Consider the following 15,312-nt stretch of genomic DNA (forward strand, 5'->3'; position numbering starts at 1 on the left):
CACAGCAAACGTTCAGAGTCGAACGCTAGGGTGTGGGCGTCGGTGCGCTTCGTGCCGCGATGATCAAGGGGAGTTTCGATATGGGTGTCAGCTTGTCCAAGGGCGGCAATGTCTCACTGACCAAGGCGGCGCCGAACCTCACCGCCGTCGCGGTCGGTCTCGGCTGGGATCTGCGGACCACCACCGGCACGGACTTCGACCTCGATGCCAGCGCCATCGGGCTCGGCGCCGACAAGAAGGTGGTGTCGAGCGGGCACTTCGTCTTCTTCAACAACCTGAAGTCGCCTGAGGGCGCGATCGAGCACGCGGGCGACAACACCACCGGTGCCGGCGACGGTGACGACGAGACGATCAACGTCGACCTGGCCAACACCCCGGCCACGATCGACTCCATCGTGTTCCCGGTCTCGATCTACGACGCGGCGAACCGCAGCCAGTCCTTCGGCCAGGTACGCAACGCCTACATCCGCGTCCTCGACCGCAGCAACGGCGAGGAACTGGCTCGCTACGACCTCTCCGAGGACGCGTCCACCGAGACCGCCATGGTCTTCGGCGAGCTGTACCGCAACGGCGCCGAGTGGAAGTTCCGCGCCACCGGCCAGGGCTATGCCTCCGGCCTGGAAGGCATCGCCCGCGATTTCGGCGTCAGCCTCTGATTCACCGACAAGTGCCGGTCAGCTGCGGAATGCTAGAGAACCTGGGCGATCACGCAGCTGACCAGCGGTGTTGCCTCGGGCCGCGGTCTCAACGCGCCACCGCGCCGGACGGCCGAATCGCTGGTGCCGGGTGTGCGACGTAGGCCTGTCGTTCCATTCGTCCAAGACCGGGCGCACTGCCGGTCCTAGCGTGGGATCATGACAACAACACGTCTTTCTCCGGACCGATCAGTCGATGACGAACTCCTCGCCGTGCTCGACGAGTGGCAGGTGGCGATCGTCGCCAATGACGTGGACCGGATCGGTTCGTACATGGCCGACGAATGGATCATGGTCTCCGAGGACGGCATAACCAGGGCCGAGCGGTTCCTGGCAGTCGTCGGATCGGGCGACCTCACCCACTCGGCGATGGTGCGCGTCGGTGAACCCAGAATCCGCTACCACGGCGAGCTCGCGCTGTTGACGACCCGGGTCACCAGTACCGCCCACTACCAGGGTGTTCGGTTCGACGCCGATGAGTGGACAACCGACGCGTTCACCGAAGTCGACGGCCGGTGGCGTTGCCTGCTGACCCAGATCACCGCCAGGAAGAACGATGAACCCGATCCCGGATCGTCTGTGGGGTGACCTCGGGTCTGGCGGTGAAGTTCACCCGTAAAGGGTGATTCCTGCGTGTTGTGCGCTTCGTAGCATCACCGATACCGCCACGAACGCGCGAATCGCTTCGGCGGCGGTGATAGGGCCGGTGGTCACGCAGCACGGAAGCGAGGATCGAATCATGTCGGTATGGGACATTCTCTGGGTCATCATCGTGAGTTTCGCGTTCGTCGCCTATCTGCTGCTGTTGTTCATGATCATCACCGACCTGTTCCGCGACCGGCAGACCTCGGGCTGGGTGAAGGCGATCTGGGTGCTTTTCTTGTTCTTGTTCCCGTTGATCACCGGGTTGGTGTATCTGATCGTGCGCGGCAGCGGGATGTCGGAACGGACCGCCGCGGCCGAAAAGCAGGCACGCGCCGAGACCGACGACTACATCAAGCAGACGGCGGGCACGAATTCCGCGGCACAGATCGCCGATGCGAAGCGGCTGCTCGATGCCGGAACCATCACCGACACGGAATTCCAGCAGCTCAAGGCCAAAGCCCTCGCCTGAGATATCGACCGCGCCGGGGAGTGGCTCGCGTCAGCGGAGGTCGTCGGGGTGTGGTCCGGTCGCGAACGGGTTGGGCTGGTCCTGTGCGAGGACGCCGACGAAGGGCTCGCCCTCGCCGGTGAAGGTATAGGCGCCGCCTTCGATGCGTTCGATCAGGCTGTGGGTCCACGCCGCTTCGCTGTCGGCGGAGTGCAGCCACATGTTCATGATCTCGCCGATGTGTCCGAGCTGTTCTGGCCCCTGCTCCGGGGCGTAGTACTCGGTGACCGAAGCGCGCCACTGCTCGAGGCCGGTGATCCGTTGCCTCAGGAGTGCGACGGCCTCCTCGCGTGGTAGGTCGACGATGAACCCGATACCGGCCGAGAGCATGTCCATCTTCTGGTCGTACGCGGTCAGGGCCTCGCGCAGCAGCGTGAAGTATTCCTCGGTGCCCTTGCCGGTCATCTCGTACTCGACGCGAGGCGGACCGCCGACGGTGCTCGGGGCGACCTCGTGTGCGACGAGGAGTCCGTGCTTGGCCATCTGCTTGAGTGCGTGGTAGATCGAGCCGGGCTTGGCGTTGGACCATTCGTGGGCGCCCCAGAACTCCAGGTCGTTGCGCACCTGATAGCCGTGCGCTCGGCCGTGCTGACGGACCGCGCCGAGGACCAGTAGCCGGATCGCTGACATGGACGTCTCCCTTCCGAGCGAGTGCGACCAAACTAGCAGTATTCAAGTTTGACTAAATGAATCGGGGGTCGGTACCCTAATCATCTAGTCAAGTTTGATCACTAGGCGTTGGAGGGTGTTTTGACTGACCACGATCTCTCGATCGTCGTCGAAGGCCTGCGGAAGACATACGGGGCGAAGCAGGCCCTCGACGGACTCGATCTCGCGGTCCGGGCCGGTACCGTGCACGCGGTTCTCGGCCCGAACGGCGCGGGCAAGACCACGGCCGTGCGCATCATGTCCACGCTGCTGCGCCCCGAGGCGGGGCGCGTCGAGGTGGCGGGCATCGATGTGCGGACGCGGGCCGCAGAGGTGCGCACCCGAATCGGGCTGCTCGGCCAGAGCGCGGCTGTCGACGAGGAACTCAGTGGGCGACAGAACCTGGAGATGTTCGGGCGCCTCTACCACCTCGGGGCGCGCCGCGCGGGCACCCGAGCCGATGAACTCCTTGCGCGATTCGGGCTCGCGGACACCGGAAAGAAGGCGGTCAAACAGTACAGCGGCGGGATGCGGCGGCGGCTCGACCTCGCGGCGTCGCTGATTTCCGAACCGCAGGTGCTGTTCCTGGACGAACCGACGACCGGGCTCGATCCCCGCGGCCGCGCCGAGGTGTGGAGTTCGGTGCGTTCCCTGGTCGACGGCGGCACCACCGTGCTGCTGACCACGCAATACCTGGAGGAGGCCGATCAGCTGGCCGACCAGATCTCGGTGATCGACCACGGGAAGGTGATCGCGGAGGGTACTGCCGACCAGCTGAAATCCACGACCGGCGGCGACCGCATCGACGTGGTCGTGCATGACGTCACCCAGCTGGCACTCGCGGCCGCGCTCATCCCCGGCGAGGCGGTGGTGGACGAGGACCGGCGGATGGTCAGTGCCGCGGTCGGCGACCGGATGGTGGCACTGACCGAGACCGTCCGGGCGCTGCAGACGCACGGTATCGACGCCGAGGACATCGCGATCCGGCGGCCGACACTCGACGAAGTCTTCCTGCACCTGACCAAGGAGCACGCGGCATGAGCGCGACTTACCCAACGAACCAACCGGTTTCGACACTGAGCACGGCGCTCACCGATTCCTGGACGATGACCAGACGCGAGTTGGCGCACTGGGTTCGCCAGCCCGTTCAGGTGGTCGTCGGGCTGGTCTTCCCGGTGATGTTGCTGGTGATGTTCACCTACCTGATCGGCGGCGGGCGCGGCATCGACGGGGACTTCAAGGACTATCTGGTCCCTGGAATGCTCACCATGACAATGGCATTCGGCCTCGAGGCGACCATGCTCTCGGTCACCCAGGACCTCGGCAAGGGGGTCATCGATCGATTCCGCTCGATGCCGATGAACTCGGCCGCGGTTCTGGTGGGGCGCAGCGTCGCCGACATGATGCAGTCGGTGGTCGGGCTGGCCGTGATGATCGCGGTCGGGTACGCGATCGGCTGGCGCTGGCACGACGGCGCCGCCGCGTTCCTGGCGGCCGTGGGACTGCTGTTGCTGTTCCGGTTCGCGATGCTGTGGATCGGCATCTATCTGGCGATGGTCGCGGGCAAGCCCGAACTGGTGCAGGCGGTCCAGATCCTGGTCTGGCCGATCAGCTTCCTCTCCAATGCCATCGCTTCGCCCGAAGCGATGCCGTCCTGGCTGGGTGCGGTCGTCGAGTGGAACCCCATGTCGGCGACCGCCACAGCGGTGCGTGGCCTGTTCGGCAATCCGGGCGCGGTCGGTGACTCCTGGGCCGCGGCACACGCCGAAATGCTGGCGGTGGCTTGGCCGTTGGCCTTGATCGCGGTGTTCTTCCCGCTGGCGGTGAAGCGGTTCAGAGACCTGAGTCGCTAGCTCGGCGACGGTGCGATGGCTGCCACGAGGACCAGCGCGCCATGGCGGGCCGGCATCACCGCGAGGGTGGGCTTTCCCGAGCTCGGCAGTCCGGTCAGCAGAACTGTCCCACCCGGTCTGCCGGGCCCGGCAACAAGGGTCGAGCTCTGCCTGGCCTGCCACCCGGCTTCAGCCGATCTCGGAAGTAGGGATGGCACCCGCGGCCCGGTCGGCGGACACTGGAGTGATGGTTGACAGGGAGCAACGCACACCCTTCTACGGGGTGGTGCTGATTCTGGCAGCGCTCGGCGCGTCGATGGCGGTCAGTTACTACGGGCCGACCTGGGTCCGCGTCACCGTCTACATCCTCACGGTGATGGTTGTCCTGGTCGGCGGCGTCATGACGTTCCGGGATTACTCACACTGACGCTGCGAACGCGATGCGCGCCCCGGGCTCGGTGGGGGCGGGGCTCAGTGCTGCGAGATCGCGTCGAGCAGGAGCGTTCGCGCCTGGGGCTTCGGGACCGATAACAGCAGGCTCGATCGGCCTGGGCGGGGTGAATTGTTGCGAACTGTTTACAGCCGCCGTTATGTCACCGCAAAGAGCCGGAAATGTTCTCGTAGTGCGACTTTCATCAGTGGGCTTTCGCACGGGCGTTGGCACGCCACGGTCCGCGGGAAAGCTCGGTCGAGCCCCCGGCACGCGCTCGCGCCGCCGTGGGATGACTGCTCGAACCTGATGAGGGGAAGTATGAATATCAACCGAATCCGTGGTGGCCTGCATGCTGTCGGCACCGGCGTGGCCGTTCTCGCACTGGGTGCGCTCGTGGCCGGTACCGCCGGTGCCGATGCCTTCGTCGCACTGCCGGACGGCGAGCGGGTCGGCCACGGTGTCACGGTGCAGCGCACCGGTGAACACGCCGTGGTTTCCCCGTCGATGGCCGCCAATGGCGCGGGCCGGGTCGCGTGGGTCTCGGCCAACGTGACCGCCGACGTGACGATCACGCCCGAGGGCGAGGTGGGTCCGGCCAATGGTCCGTCCGGAAGCGACGGCACCAACAATTCCTCCACCCACGGTGCCTCACAGCTCAACACCGGCTACATCATCGGCTGCCAGGTCTCGATCGGCGACGACGCGATCGCCGCGGGCCTGTCCGGTGGCATCGACCTGTCCGGCTTCAGTGTCGGCGGCTCGGCGGGCATCGAGCTCGGCCCGGGTGAGGTCGAGTTCGTCCAGCTCGAGAAGAAGGACATCCTGAAGGCGGGCGTCTACTCGATCGAGTACCAGGACGTCGAAATCGAGGTGCAGGGCTGTGCCGGATACGCGCAGGCCCGCTCGTACTCCGTGGTCGAGATCATCGGCGACCACTACTCCAAGACCACGCTCTACGGTGCTCCGTTCAGCATCGGCTGACCCGCCCGAACCAGACTTCAGATCAGAGGATGAAATATATGTTCGACCGTAAGAATGCGGCGCGTCTGGCCGGTGTTGCCTGCGCCGGCGCCGTCACCGTCGCAATGCTGTCGGCCGGTGCGGCCAACGCCGACACCTTCATTCCGCTGCCCGGTGGTGAGATCGTCAAGACGCTGTCCGACGGCACCACCGTCACAGTGCGTCTGGTCGGGGAGTCGGCCAACATCAACCCGTCGATGGGTTCGACCCCGGTGCACCGCAACGCGTGGGTGTCGGGCAGTGCGCAGGTCGAGGTGTCGGGTAACGCCAAGGGCGGCAAGATCCGTCCCGGCTACGTGGTCGGCTGCCAGGTGAACATCGACGGCGGCGGCGTCGAAGGTGGCGTCGAAGGCGAGAGCGACTGGGCGGGCAAGAAGCCCGGTGTCGGTGCCGACACCGGCGCCGAGCTGAGTCTCGGACCTGGCCAGGCGGAGTCGTTCTACATTCTCGACCTCGAGAAGGCCGACGACTACGGCGACGAGGCCCACAGCAAGGACAACAAGTTCAAGGGCACGAGCGGCTCGGTGACCTGGGCCGACACCACCATCGGTCTGTCCGGCTGTGGTGGCTACGCCCAGGCGCGTGCCTTTGTGAAGGTGAAAGTCGAGACCGACAACGTGACCTCGGTCGTCACGCTGTGGGGTCAGCCGTTCAGCATCGGCTGATCTGATCGATCCTGTATCGAGGCCCGGCGCGTTGTGCGCCGGGCCTCGACGCGTCGGCGGGTATCAGGTCACCGGAATCGGGTGTCGTCCGCTGAGAACCGGACGTCGGCCATCGGACGGCAATGCGAGACCGCCCGATGGGTGTCCTCCTCCGGGCCGGTGCCATGGAATGACAGCGCCGATCCCGGTGACCGGAGTGTGCGCGACCGGGCACTCATCGTTGTCCCGCGTGGCGGCGGTCCATCGGGGCCGAGAACACCACGCGGTGCTCGGCTGCGGCACGAACAGACAATCGCAGGCAATCATTGCGAGGGCTCCGGTCGATTCTTTGCGATCTCATGAAGGCCGTCGGTCGAGGCGGGGATCGTGAGCACGAATCTGGCGCCGCCGTGGGGGCTTTCCGTGCAGCGAAGGGTGCCGCGATGGCCGAGGACGGTTTCGCTGACGAGCGCGAGACCGATGCCGGTGCCCGCGGTCGCGCGTGAGGCGGTGACGAAGCGTTCGAAGATCCGTTCGCGGTTCTCGGGAGCCACTCCGGGGCCCGCGTCGTCGACCGTCACCACGATGTCGGGTCCGTCGCGGTCGACGCCGACACCGGTCACCCCACCACCGTGGCGTTCGGCGTTGATCAGCAGATTGACCAGCGCGCGTTCGAGTTCCGTGCGCCGCCCGCGGATCGTCCCGGGGTCGCGGATGTCGAGCAGCTCCGGCGCCACGCCACGACCGGCGAGTAGATGGGTGAGCAGCTCCGCCAGCTCGAGTGGGATCTGGTCGGAACGGTGGATACCCGCTTCCACGCGGGCCAGGGCGAGCATGTCATCGAGTAATCCGCGCAGGTAGGCGGTTTCCTCCACGAGCAGACCCAGCGCGGCGCGAGGCCGCTCGGACAGTTCGTCGCGGTGCCCGGTCAGCACCGTCGCCGTGGTGGTGAGGGTGGTCAGTGGTGTGCGCAGCTCGTGGCTGAGATCGGAGACCAGGCGCCGTTCGCGCTCGATGCGCAGATGCAGTGAGTCGACCATCGCGTTGAACGCGTCGACGGTGGCCGACAGTTCTTCGTCGTCGGTGCGCGGCAGCCGCAGCTCGTGCTCCCCGAACGCGATCCGGGAAGCGGTCGCGGCGACCTGACGCAGCGGACTCAGTGCGCGATGAGCTGCCCAGGCGCCGATCGCGGCGGCGATCGCCACGGCGAGCACGGAGCAGGCGAGCAGGAGCGTGCGCAGCATCCGGAGGTTGGACTCGAGTTCGAGCAGCGGTGCGAACTCGTAGAGGATGGTGCCGTTCTCGACGACCGCGCCTGCCCGAAGATAGGGCTGCTCGCCGATCCGCACCCGGGTGGCGGTGCTGTTCACCGCCTCGACCGGGCTGGGCAGCGGCAGTGCCGACGCCGACGGAAGATCGACGTCGGCCCCGGCCAGCGACCATCCGGTGTCCTGACGCAACATCGCGAGGGTGCCGCTCGGCAGAGGGAGCGCGTCCATGGCCTGAGTGCCGGTGACGTCCGCGCCGGCCAGCCGCAAGCGCAGCAGCTCGGCATGTACCCCCACGGCTCGTTCGACAGTGCGGGTCCGCTGCGACTCCATGTAACCGGTGCTGATGCCGTACACCGATCCGGACAGCACAACGGCTACCAGGCTGGCGCTGAGCACGAACGTCGCGGTGACGCGGCCACGCAGCCCTCGAAAACGTGGCCCGCGTTCAGGATTGGACATCGAGCCGGTAGCCGAGACCGCGCACGGTGACGATCAGCCGCGGGTCGGCGGGATCCCGTTCGATCTTGGTACGCAGCCGGCGCACATGAACGTCGACGATGCGCTCGTCGCCGAAGAACCCGCGATCCCAGATCTTGTCGAGCAGTACCTGCCTGCTCAGTACCAGGCTGTCGTTCTGCGCCAGCTCGCACAGCAGCCGGAACTCGGTGAGCGTGAGATGCACGTCCTCGCCTGCCAGCCGCAGCGCGCCGCGCTCCGGGCAGAGGATCAGCCTGCGGTGCGGTGCCGCGTCGAGGACGATCTCGGTGACCTCACGGTCCGTCGTGTTCCTTGTCCGTCTGCGCAGCGCCCTGATGCGCGCGCAGAGTTCTTTGACCTCGAACGGCTTGGTGACGAAATCGTCGGCGCCCGCCTCGAGCGCGGCGACCACGTCATGGGTGTCGTCGCGGGCGCTGACCACGATGATCGGCACATCATGAGCGCGACGCACTTCACGGATATAGGTATATCCGTCCATTCCGCCGAGCATGAGGTCGACGAGCATCACGTCGGGAGCACCGAGACTGTGGACCTGATCGAGTGCGTTCTCGGCGCAGTCCGCCTCAGCGACGGTGTAGCCCTCGTCTTCCATCGCGAGCCGCAGCGACGCTCGGACCCGGGTGTCGTCCTCGACGATCATCAACTGCGCGTTCATGGTGGGAGCCTATCGGCCCCCACACAGAACAGTCCCCGGTAGTCTCCATCGAAAACCATGAGTTCAGTCGTCGCTGACAACTCCGGTTATCCGACTGGCTTGCCGGGGGCTTAGCCAGATCCTGAAAATATCGTCACAACCGTCGGCAAACGTCTTCGTCGGCAGTGCGGCTCATCTCCGGTGTTCCGGTATCTATCCAGTCTTCTCCTGATTTGCTCGATGTCAATACTTTCGCGCCAATAAATATGGCGAAATTATCGGTGTTCGAGATGCGTCCATCGCATTGTGTGGATCCCCGCATCGGAGGACAGTAGATGTGTCCGGTGGCGCCCACCGGGGCGCTGCCCTTCCTGAAGTAGGAGGTGGCCCCGTGTACGCACGTTCCAGCACATTTGCGGCTCAGCGGTCCTCGATCGACCGCGGTATCGCATACCTCCACAATGCGGTGATGCCGAATATGCCCGAGCTCGACGGGTGGGTAGGCATGTCGCTGATGGTGGACAGGGCGACAGGCCGATGCATCGCCACCACCGCGTGGGAATCCGAGGCCGCGCTGCACGACAGCAGAATGCGCGTCCGATCTCTGCGCGATGGTCTGGCCGAGGCACTCAACGGCACGGTCGAGAATATCGAGGAATGGGAAGTCGCGGTCATGCACCGCGATCATCTGGCCGGTGCGAGTGCCTGTACCCGGTGTACCTGGGTCCAAGTCGACCCGTCCGGAGTCGACCTGGCGATCCAGACGTTCAAGTCCAGCCTGCTGCCGGAGCTCGAGAAGATCGAAGGATTCCGCAGCGCCAGCCTGTTCGTCGACCGGGAAACCGGGCGAGGCGTTGGATCGACCGTCTGGGCGAGCCGAGAGGAGCTCGACAACAGCCGCGAACAGGTCGATCGACTGCGGGCCGCGGCGACCCGCACCATGGAAGCCGAGGTTCTCGAGGTAGCGGAGTTCCGGCTCGGCTTCGCCCACCTGCGCGTTCCCGAACTGGTCTGACCTACGAGACATCCGGCCGCGGAGCGTGAACTCCCGGCCGGATGCCTCAGTCCGCTGCCCGCATTCTGCCTACCTGTCAGCCGTGCATGCTGAGTCGGTCGGGCTCGTTGTCGGCTTCGGGTGTGAGAACGCGGCGCAGGAAAGCTCCGGTCAGGCGCAGTGCGTGCCGGCTTTCGGGCAGGAGTGTGTCGAGGACGGGGAAGGCGTGCACGCCCCGGCGCCAGATATGGGTTTCGATGGTCCGGTCCGCGCTCGACAGTCTGGCGGTCAGGGTTCGGATGTCGGGCTCGAGCAGTTCGCGTTCCACGCCGGTGAGCAAGGTCGGCGGGAAGGCGGTCGGCGCGATGTCGTCGGCGGGCGAGGCTGTCCCTTCCAGCAGGACTGGGCCGCTCGACCAGCGCTTCGCGGCGCGCCGCACCGCGCTGATCGGCTGGTAGGCGTCACCGCGCAGCAGCGCCGGGTCGATGCGGTCGAGGTCGAGAGTCAGCTGCGGTGAATAGCCGACGAAGGCCGCGGGCATGGTGATTCCGTCGCGGTGCGCGAGTTCGCAGATCTTGGCTGCGAGGAATCCGCCTGCCGAGTCGCCGATCAGGATCACCTTGTCCGGGTTGGGCGCGACATCGAGCAGTGCGCGGTAGGCGTCGTAGGCGTCGCGAACCGAGGTGCCGACCCCGGCCTGGGGAAGCTGGCGATAGTCCACCGAATGCACCGGCACCCCGAGCGACAGCGCGAGGCTGCCACACACGCGGCGATGAGTGGCCAAGCCGCAGAACACGAAACCACCGCCGTGCAGGTACAGCACACTGGCATCGGTGAGCGCGTCGGTGGCGGTGGTCGGCCCGGTGCTGGTCTCCACCACCACCCCGCCCAGGCTCGAGCGCTCGAGGCTCACCGTTTTCGTGTACGGCAGCAGGCCGAGCGCCATATCGATGAGCCGAAGTGCCCGCAGGCCCGGATCGTTGAGCGGCCAGATTCGATAGAACGGTTTGAGGATCACCCGGGCCAGCACATACAGCAGCGTCGCGCGTCGGCTGGCTGTGCGGTGGAAATGCAGATCGGTTGTCACAGTTCGCCTGACCGATCGGGTACGACGATGGTGCCGTAGTCGAGTCCGCCGTGGCTGTGGGTGGGAACCACCGGCCACTGCCGCTTCCACGGCGCGCATTCCGACGACGGGATGATCTGGAGCCATCTCGGGTCCTTGGGCGACGGCGAAGCCAAGGTCTTCTCCTTGACCATCGAGTCGTACTGGTCGAGGGAATCCTCGAGGGTGTTGCTGTTGAGCACCACCTCGCGGCCGTAGAAGTCGGCCTGCTGCTTGACGCCGGGGATCTTCGACAACTCGGGCTGCCAGCTGTCGGCGGCCATCCCGTTCTCCGAGGACACCCACACACCGTCGGGGGTGTTGACGACCAGCGAGTGATTGCCGTCGGTGTGACCGGGTGTCCACAGCAGGCTCACGCCGACGCCCAGTTCGACATCGCCGTCGAAGACCTCGAGCCGGTCGGCGGGCACGCCGTCCATCCCGTGCTCGACGTACCACGCCCACTGCATCGGGTGCATGGACTCGAACGTGCCGAGCTCCTTGCGGTGCACCAGCAGTTTCGCGTGGGGGAACAGCGGCTTTCGAGGTTCGGTCTCACCCTCGATCGGGGTGCCGGAACCCATGATCATGCGCACGTCCTGCACATGGAGGTGGTCGAAGCTGAGGTAGTCGACGTCGGAGTTGCGCAGTCCCAGCCGGGGGAGCACGCTGTCGGGGTCGTTGTAGTAGGTGACGAACAGCTTCTCCGCTCGCAGACTGCGCGAGAGCTTCTGGAGCTTGCCGTAGAAGGGCGCCTCCGCCGAGCCCGCCGCCACGGTGGGTTCCCACACGAGCGTCTTGAGCTTGCCGTCGAATCCTTCGAATTGGATCACGAACATCCGGTTGATGATCGAGATCATCGGGTTGAGGTTGACCGAGTACCCCTGGAAGGCGAATCGCGCCGGATACGGCGCTGCCGCGATGTCGAAGCTCTTGATCGCGCGGACCTGGCCCTGGGACAGGAATCGCGTGCGGTACCGCTCGGCGGCGCCGCGCACCGCGGCCAGGCGGTCACCACGTGGCCAGATCTGGTGCACACCATCGAATTCCGGAATGGGACGCACGGTATCGAGGGGCGAAGGGGCTGCGGGGGTCATGATTCTCCTCGGGTGGGGCTCTCGTCGCTGAGAAGGTGTGATTCGTAGGTCTCGCGGGTGGAGGTGCCCGCGACCGCGGCCACCTGGTCGGGCAGCATCGCGCGGTACAGGAAGTCGCGCGCACGCTGCGGCAGGACCTCGGCCCAGCGGGCGAGCGGGCCGACATAGGCGGGCAAGGTGACCTCGAAGCGCGGGCGCTCGATCACCGACACGACCGCGGCGGCGACGTCGGTGGGCCGCAGCAGTTTCGCGGCGCCGGTCGCGGTGCCCGCCGCCAGCTCGGTGTCCACCACGCCCGGCATGATGATCGACATCTGGACGCCGGCGCCCGCGAGCTCGGCGCGCACACCTTTGAGGTAGCCGTATACGCCGTGTTTGGTTGCCGCGTAAGTGGATTCGCCCGCGGGGGAGAGCTTCGACGCGGCCGAGGCGATGGTGACGATGTGACCGCGTCCCCGGGTTCGCATGGCCGGGGCGGCGAGTTTGACGCCTCTGATCACACCGTGCAGGTTGACCTCGAGCTGCCGTCGGGTCGCGTTCTCGGGTTCGGCGTCGAAACCGCCGACCCACATCACCCCGGCGTTGTTCACCAGGACATCGATCGGCCCCCAGTGGGACTCGATGCCTGCGAGGAACGCTTCGAAGGACGCGGTGTCGGTCACGTCGAGGTCGAACGCTTCGACGGCACCGGTCGGCAATCCGGCGACCTCGCCGTTGAGCGCCGTCGCCGTCGCGCGCACCTCGTCGGCGTCGAGGTCACCGATGGCGACGCGGGCGCCCGCCGATGCCAGTGCGCGGGCGATCTCGCGGCCGATGCCCTTCGCGGCGCCGGTCACGGCCACGACCTGGCCTTTCAGTACTACCGGCTGCCCGGATCGAGTGCGCATGGGTCTCCTGTTCGGCTTTTTTGACACGATAGCATGTCAAAATGGAGCTGGGTACCCTGATACGGGAGTAGAAGGAGTGTCATGACCGAAGTGCCAGTCAGGCGGCGATACAACGGCCTCGCGCCGGTGGAGCGCACCCGGCAGCGACGCATCGCGCTGCTCGACGCCGCCCTGGAGCTGTACGGCACCGACGGATATCAGGGGACTTCCGTCAAACGGCTCTGCCAGCAGGCGGGCCTCACCGAGCGCTATTTCTACGAGTCCTTCGGTGACCGCGAGGAATGCCTGGCCGCGCTCTACGACGGCATCGTGAGCGACATGCGGGCGGCGACCCTGGCCGCGATCGCCGAGACCACCGAGGCCGGTTCGACGGATATCGCCGCGATCGCCCGCAGCGGCCTGTCCGGCTTCATCGGATACCTCACCGCCGACCCGCGACGGGCCCGCGTAGTGCTCGTCGAGGTCGTCGGCGTCTCGCCGGCCATGGAGCAACGGCGACACGGCGTCCTGCGCGAATTCGCCGACATCGTGATGAGCGTGTGGTCGGCGCTGGATACCGAGCTGACACCGCAACGTCATCACCTCACCGCGGTCGCGCTCGTCGGCGGCGTCAACCACCTGCTCGTGTATTGGTTGATGGAGGGCAGGAACCACGATCCCGACGAACTCACCGCTACCTGCGCGTCGCTGTTCACCGCCGCCTTCCAGCGGCGTCAGGAGCAGTAGCGGACCCGATCAGCCGGTGATCACGCGTTTCGCCGCGGCGACGATGGCCGATCGCGGGGTGTCGTAGCCGCGCAGGAACCATGCCATACCCGTCGTATTGATCGCGCCGACCAGCGCGATCGCGACGAGTTGGGTGTGTTCGCGGTCCAGGCCCTGCTGTTCGAAGGCATCGAGAACGGTGGCCGGGATGATGTCGAGGAAGGTGCTCAGGGTGGCGATGTACAGCTCGTCCAGGCGTGGACTTGCGCCGAGCACCTCCAGCCAGACGATCCTGGCCAGCCGCGGATCCTCGACCGCGGCGAAGAACGCATCGAGCCCCGCGGTGATCAGGGCGTCCGGGTCGGTCGACGGTGCCGCACGCAAACCGTCGAGGACCGCGTCCTGGAGGCGGTCGATGCACCGTCGATAGACGGCGGCGATCAGGTCCTCGCTGTTGGCGAACGATTTGTAGAAGTAGCGGTCGGTGACCTTCGCTTCGCGACACAGCGCACGCACCGTCGTCGCGCGGTAGCCCACGGTCCCGAACAGCTCGAACCCGGCATCGAGCAGCTGCTCGGAGCGTCGCGCGGCTCGGTCGGTGTGGCTCTCGCCCGCGTAGGGGCGCCCTGGCGTCGAAGAAGTGTCTGCCATCCCGATATTTGACCATTGGGGCGCCTACGCCGTTAAAGTGATGACAGTCGATTCCCAATTGCCTGCTGGTCGGCGGTGTTCCGAGGCCGTGTCCCGGCTCCGAACAACTGCCTCGCCTGATGCCCGATCCCGACTACTGGAGAGATAGCCGACAGTGAGCTTGATGATGCGCGCGGCCGCGGTGTTCGTCCGCGCGACGAGACGGCGGACTTACCTGACGGCGGAGTCCGTCGACCGTGCGATGCGACGCCGGCCGTGGGCTGGACGGCCACCGGCCCGGCTGCGCGCCCGCCACCAGGTCAGCATGCGCACGATCGACGGTTTCGACTGCTGGACAGTGGCGCCACGCGCCGAAAAGGCCACGACCGCGGTGGTGTATCTGCACGGCGGCGGATACTTTCAGCAGATCGTGTCGCAGCACTGGCGCCTGATCGGCCAGCTCGCGGACGCGGGCGTTCACGTCGAAGTTCCGCTGTACGGCCTAGCGCCCCACCATCATTGGCACCAGGCCTACGACCTGGTGACGACCGTGTACCGGCAGCTGCTCGACCGATTCGACGCCATCACGGTCGCAGGCGATTCCGCGGGCGGTGGTCTCGCGCTCGGCTTCGCGCAGTCGCTGCTCGGCAGTCCGCTGCCCCAGCCGCGGCGGATCGTCCTCATCGCTCCCTGGCTGGACCTGGGCCTGACCGATCCCGGCGCCGCCGCTGTGCAGCGACGTGACCCGTGGTTGGTCGGCGCGGGCGTGCGCAGGGCCGGACTCGTCTGGGCCGCGGGGTCGGACCTGACAGATCCTCGATTGAGCCCGATCAACGGTGAACTGCGTGACCTCGCACCGATATCACTGTGGTTCGGCACCCGCGACATCCTGTACCCCGATGCCGTTCGGCTCCGGCGCCGCGCCGACGCCGAAGGCGCCGATCTGACCATGACGGTCTGCCAGGACGCCATTCACGTCTACCCGCTCGTGCCCGCGCCGGAAGGTCGAGCGGCGGCCCGGGCGATCGTGCGCGAAATAGTAGGGGGCAGGTGAACTGAGCTGCGC

The 15,312-nt window shown here is 66.5% G+C and carries 18 protein-coding genes; 11 read left to right on the forward strand and 7 right to left on the reverse strand.

From position 1 onward, the window contains the following. The first annotated feature begins 80 nt into the window (after positions 1–80). The 3 genes from ACTWPB_RS06245 (at position 81) to ACTWPB_RS06255 (ending at position 1,809) form a co-directional block, all read left to right on the forward strand. Positions 81–656 carry a TerD family protein gene (locus tag ACTWPB_RS06245; RefSeq protein WP_446224739.1) on the forward strand — a complete coding sequence of 192 codons (576 nt, stop codon included), beginning with the start codon at positions 81–83 and terminating at the stop codon, positions 654–656. 198 nt (positions 657–854) lie between these two features. After that, positions 855–1,283 carry a nuclear transport factor 2 family protein gene (locus ACTWPB_RS06250; protein WP_446224740.1) on the forward strand — a complete coding sequence of 143 codons (429 nt, stop codon included), beginning with the start codon at positions 855–857 and terminating at the stop codon, positions 1,281–1,283. A gap of 148 nt (positions 1,284–1,431) precedes the next feature. Then, positions 1,432–1,809 (forward strand): SHOCT domain-containing protein, encoded by a 378-nt coding sequence (locus tag ACTWPB_RS06255; RefSeq protein WP_446226249.1) that lies wholly within the window; start codon positions 1,432–1,434, stop codon positions 1,807–1,809. A gap of 30 nt (positions 1,810–1,839) precedes the next feature. Here the strand turns inward: ACTWPB_RS06255 and ACTWPB_RS06260 are convergent, their stop codons facing one another. Then, positions 1,840–2,478, reverse strand: coding sequence for a PadR family transcriptional regulator (locus ACTWPB_RS06260; protein ID WP_446224741.1), 639 nt, complete (start codon positions 2,476–2,478; stop codon positions 1,840–1,842). A 120-nt stretch (positions 2,479–2,598) separates the two neighbouring features. On the opposite strand from ACTWPB_RS06260, the gene ACTWPB_RS06265 reads away from it, so the two are divergent. The 5 genes from ACTWPB_RS06265 to ACTWPB_RS06285 all read left to right on the forward strand — a co-directional run bounded on the left by ACTWPB_RS06265 (position 2,599) and on the right by ACTWPB_RS06285 (position 6,446). Continuing rightward, entirely contained in the window at positions 2,599–3,537 is a 939-nt protein-coding gene (locus ACTWPB_RS06265) for an ATP-binding cassette domain-containing protein (protein WP_446224742.1), read from the forward strand. Then, on the forward strand, positions 3,534–4,349 hold the full coding sequence (locus tag ACTWPB_RS06270; protein ID WP_446224743.1) for an ABC transporter permease: 816 nt from the start codon (positions 3,534–3,536) through the stop codon (positions 4,347–4,349). Before ACTWPB_RS06265 ends, ACTWPB_RS06270 begins: the two co-directional genes overlap by 4 nt. A gap of 226 nt (positions 4,350–4,575) precedes the next feature. Then, entirely contained in the window at positions 4,576–4,755 is a 180-nt protein-coding gene (locus ACTWPB_RS06275) for a hypothetical protein (RefSeq protein WP_378920650.1), read from the forward strand. Positions 4,756–5,079: 324 nt separating this feature from the next. Beyond that, positions 5,080–5,742, forward strand: coding sequence for an MspA family porin (locus tag ACTWPB_RS06280; RefSeq protein WP_446224744.1), 663 nt, complete (start codon positions 5,080–5,082; stop codon positions 5,740–5,742). A gap of 38 nt (positions 5,743–5,780) precedes the next feature. Then, the gene (locus ACTWPB_RS06285; RefSeq protein WP_446224745.1) at positions 5,781–6,446 is read left to right on the forward strand and encodes an MspA family porin; all 666 of its coding nucleotides are present in this window, start codon (positions 5,781–5,783) and stop codon (positions 6,444–6,446) included. 302 nt (positions 6,447–6,748) lie between these two features. Here the strand turns inward: ACTWPB_RS06285 and ACTWPB_RS06290 are convergent, their stop codons facing one another. Both ACTWPB_RS06290 and ACTWPB_RS06295 read right to left on the reverse strand, forming a co-directional pair. Then, the gene (locus ACTWPB_RS06290; protein ID WP_446224746.1) at positions 6,749–8,155 is read right to left on the reverse strand and encodes a sensor histidine kinase; all 1,407 of its coding nucleotides are present in this window, start codon (positions 8,153–8,155) and stop codon (positions 6,749–6,751) included. Next, the gene (locus ACTWPB_RS06295) at positions 8,142–8,849 is read right to left on the reverse strand and encodes a response regulator transcription factor (protein ID WP_446224747.1); all 708 of its coding nucleotides are present in this window, start codon (positions 8,847–8,849) and stop codon (positions 8,142–8,144) included. The genes ACTWPB_RS06290 and ACTWPB_RS06295 overlap by 14 nt, the downstream gene beginning before the upstream one ends. Before the next feature lie 448 nt (positions 8,850–9,297). Here ACTWPB_RS06295 and ACTWPB_RS06300 point away from each other — a divergent pair, with 448 nt between their 5' ends. Next, complete coding sequence (locus tag ACTWPB_RS06300; protein WP_446224748.1) at positions 9,298–9,843, forward strand: hypothetical protein; 546 nt, start codon at positions 9,298–9,300, stop codon at positions 9,841–9,843. Positions 9,844–9,919: 76 nt separating this feature from the next. On the opposite strand, the gene ACTWPB_RS06305 is transcribed toward ACTWPB_RS06300, so the two are convergent. The 3 genes from ACTWPB_RS06305 to ACTWPB_RS06315 are packed head-to-tail and all read right to left on the reverse strand — an operon-like array spanning position 9,920 to position 12,911. Continuing rightward, positions 9,920–10,909 (reverse strand): alpha/beta hydrolase, encoded by a 990-nt coding sequence (locus ACTWPB_RS06305; protein WP_446224749.1) that lies wholly within the window; start codon positions 10,907–10,909, stop codon positions 9,920–9,922. Continuing rightward, a complete protein-coding gene (locus tag ACTWPB_RS06310) occupies positions 10,906–12,024 on the reverse strand; it encodes a hypothetical protein (protein ID WP_446224750.1) in 1,119 nt (372 codons plus the stop codon). The genes ACTWPB_RS06305 and ACTWPB_RS06310 overlap by 4 nt, the downstream gene beginning before the upstream one ends. Continuing rightward, positions 12,021–12,911: an SDR family oxidoreductase gene (locus tag ACTWPB_RS06315; RefSeq protein WP_446224751.1), complete on the reverse strand. Its 891-nt coding sequence runs from the start codon at positions 12,909–12,911 to the stop codon at positions 12,021–12,023. The genes ACTWPB_RS06310 and ACTWPB_RS06315 overlap by 4 nt, the downstream gene beginning before the upstream one ends. An 81-nt stretch (positions 12,912–12,992) precedes the next feature. Here ACTWPB_RS06315 and ACTWPB_RS06320 point away from each other — a divergent pair, with 81 nt between their 5' ends. After that, positions 12,993–13,637: a TetR/AcrR family transcriptional regulator gene (locus ACTWPB_RS06320; protein ID WP_446224752.1), complete on the forward strand. Its 645-nt coding sequence runs from the start codon at positions 12,993–12,995 to the stop codon at positions 13,635–13,637. A 9-nt stretch (positions 13,638–13,646) separates the two neighbouring features. Here ACTWPB_RS06320 and ACTWPB_RS06325 read toward each other — a convergent pair whose 3' ends face one another. After that, positions 13,647–14,267, reverse strand: coding sequence for a TetR/AcrR family transcriptional regulator (locus tag ACTWPB_RS06325; protein WP_446224753.1), 621 nt, complete (start codon positions 14,265–14,267; stop codon positions 13,647–13,649). 163 nt (positions 14,268–14,430) lie between these two features. Between ACTWPB_RS06325 and ACTWPB_RS06330 the strand changes: the two genes are divergently transcribed. Then, positions 14,431–15,300: an alpha/beta hydrolase fold domain-containing protein gene (locus ACTWPB_RS06330; RefSeq protein ID WP_446224754.1), complete on the forward strand. Its 870-nt coding sequence runs from the start codon at positions 14,431–14,433 to the stop codon at positions 15,298–15,300. The last annotated feature ends 12 nt before the right edge of the window (positions 15,301–15,312 follow it).

The organism is Nocardia sp. IBHARD005, from assembly GCF_052814245.1.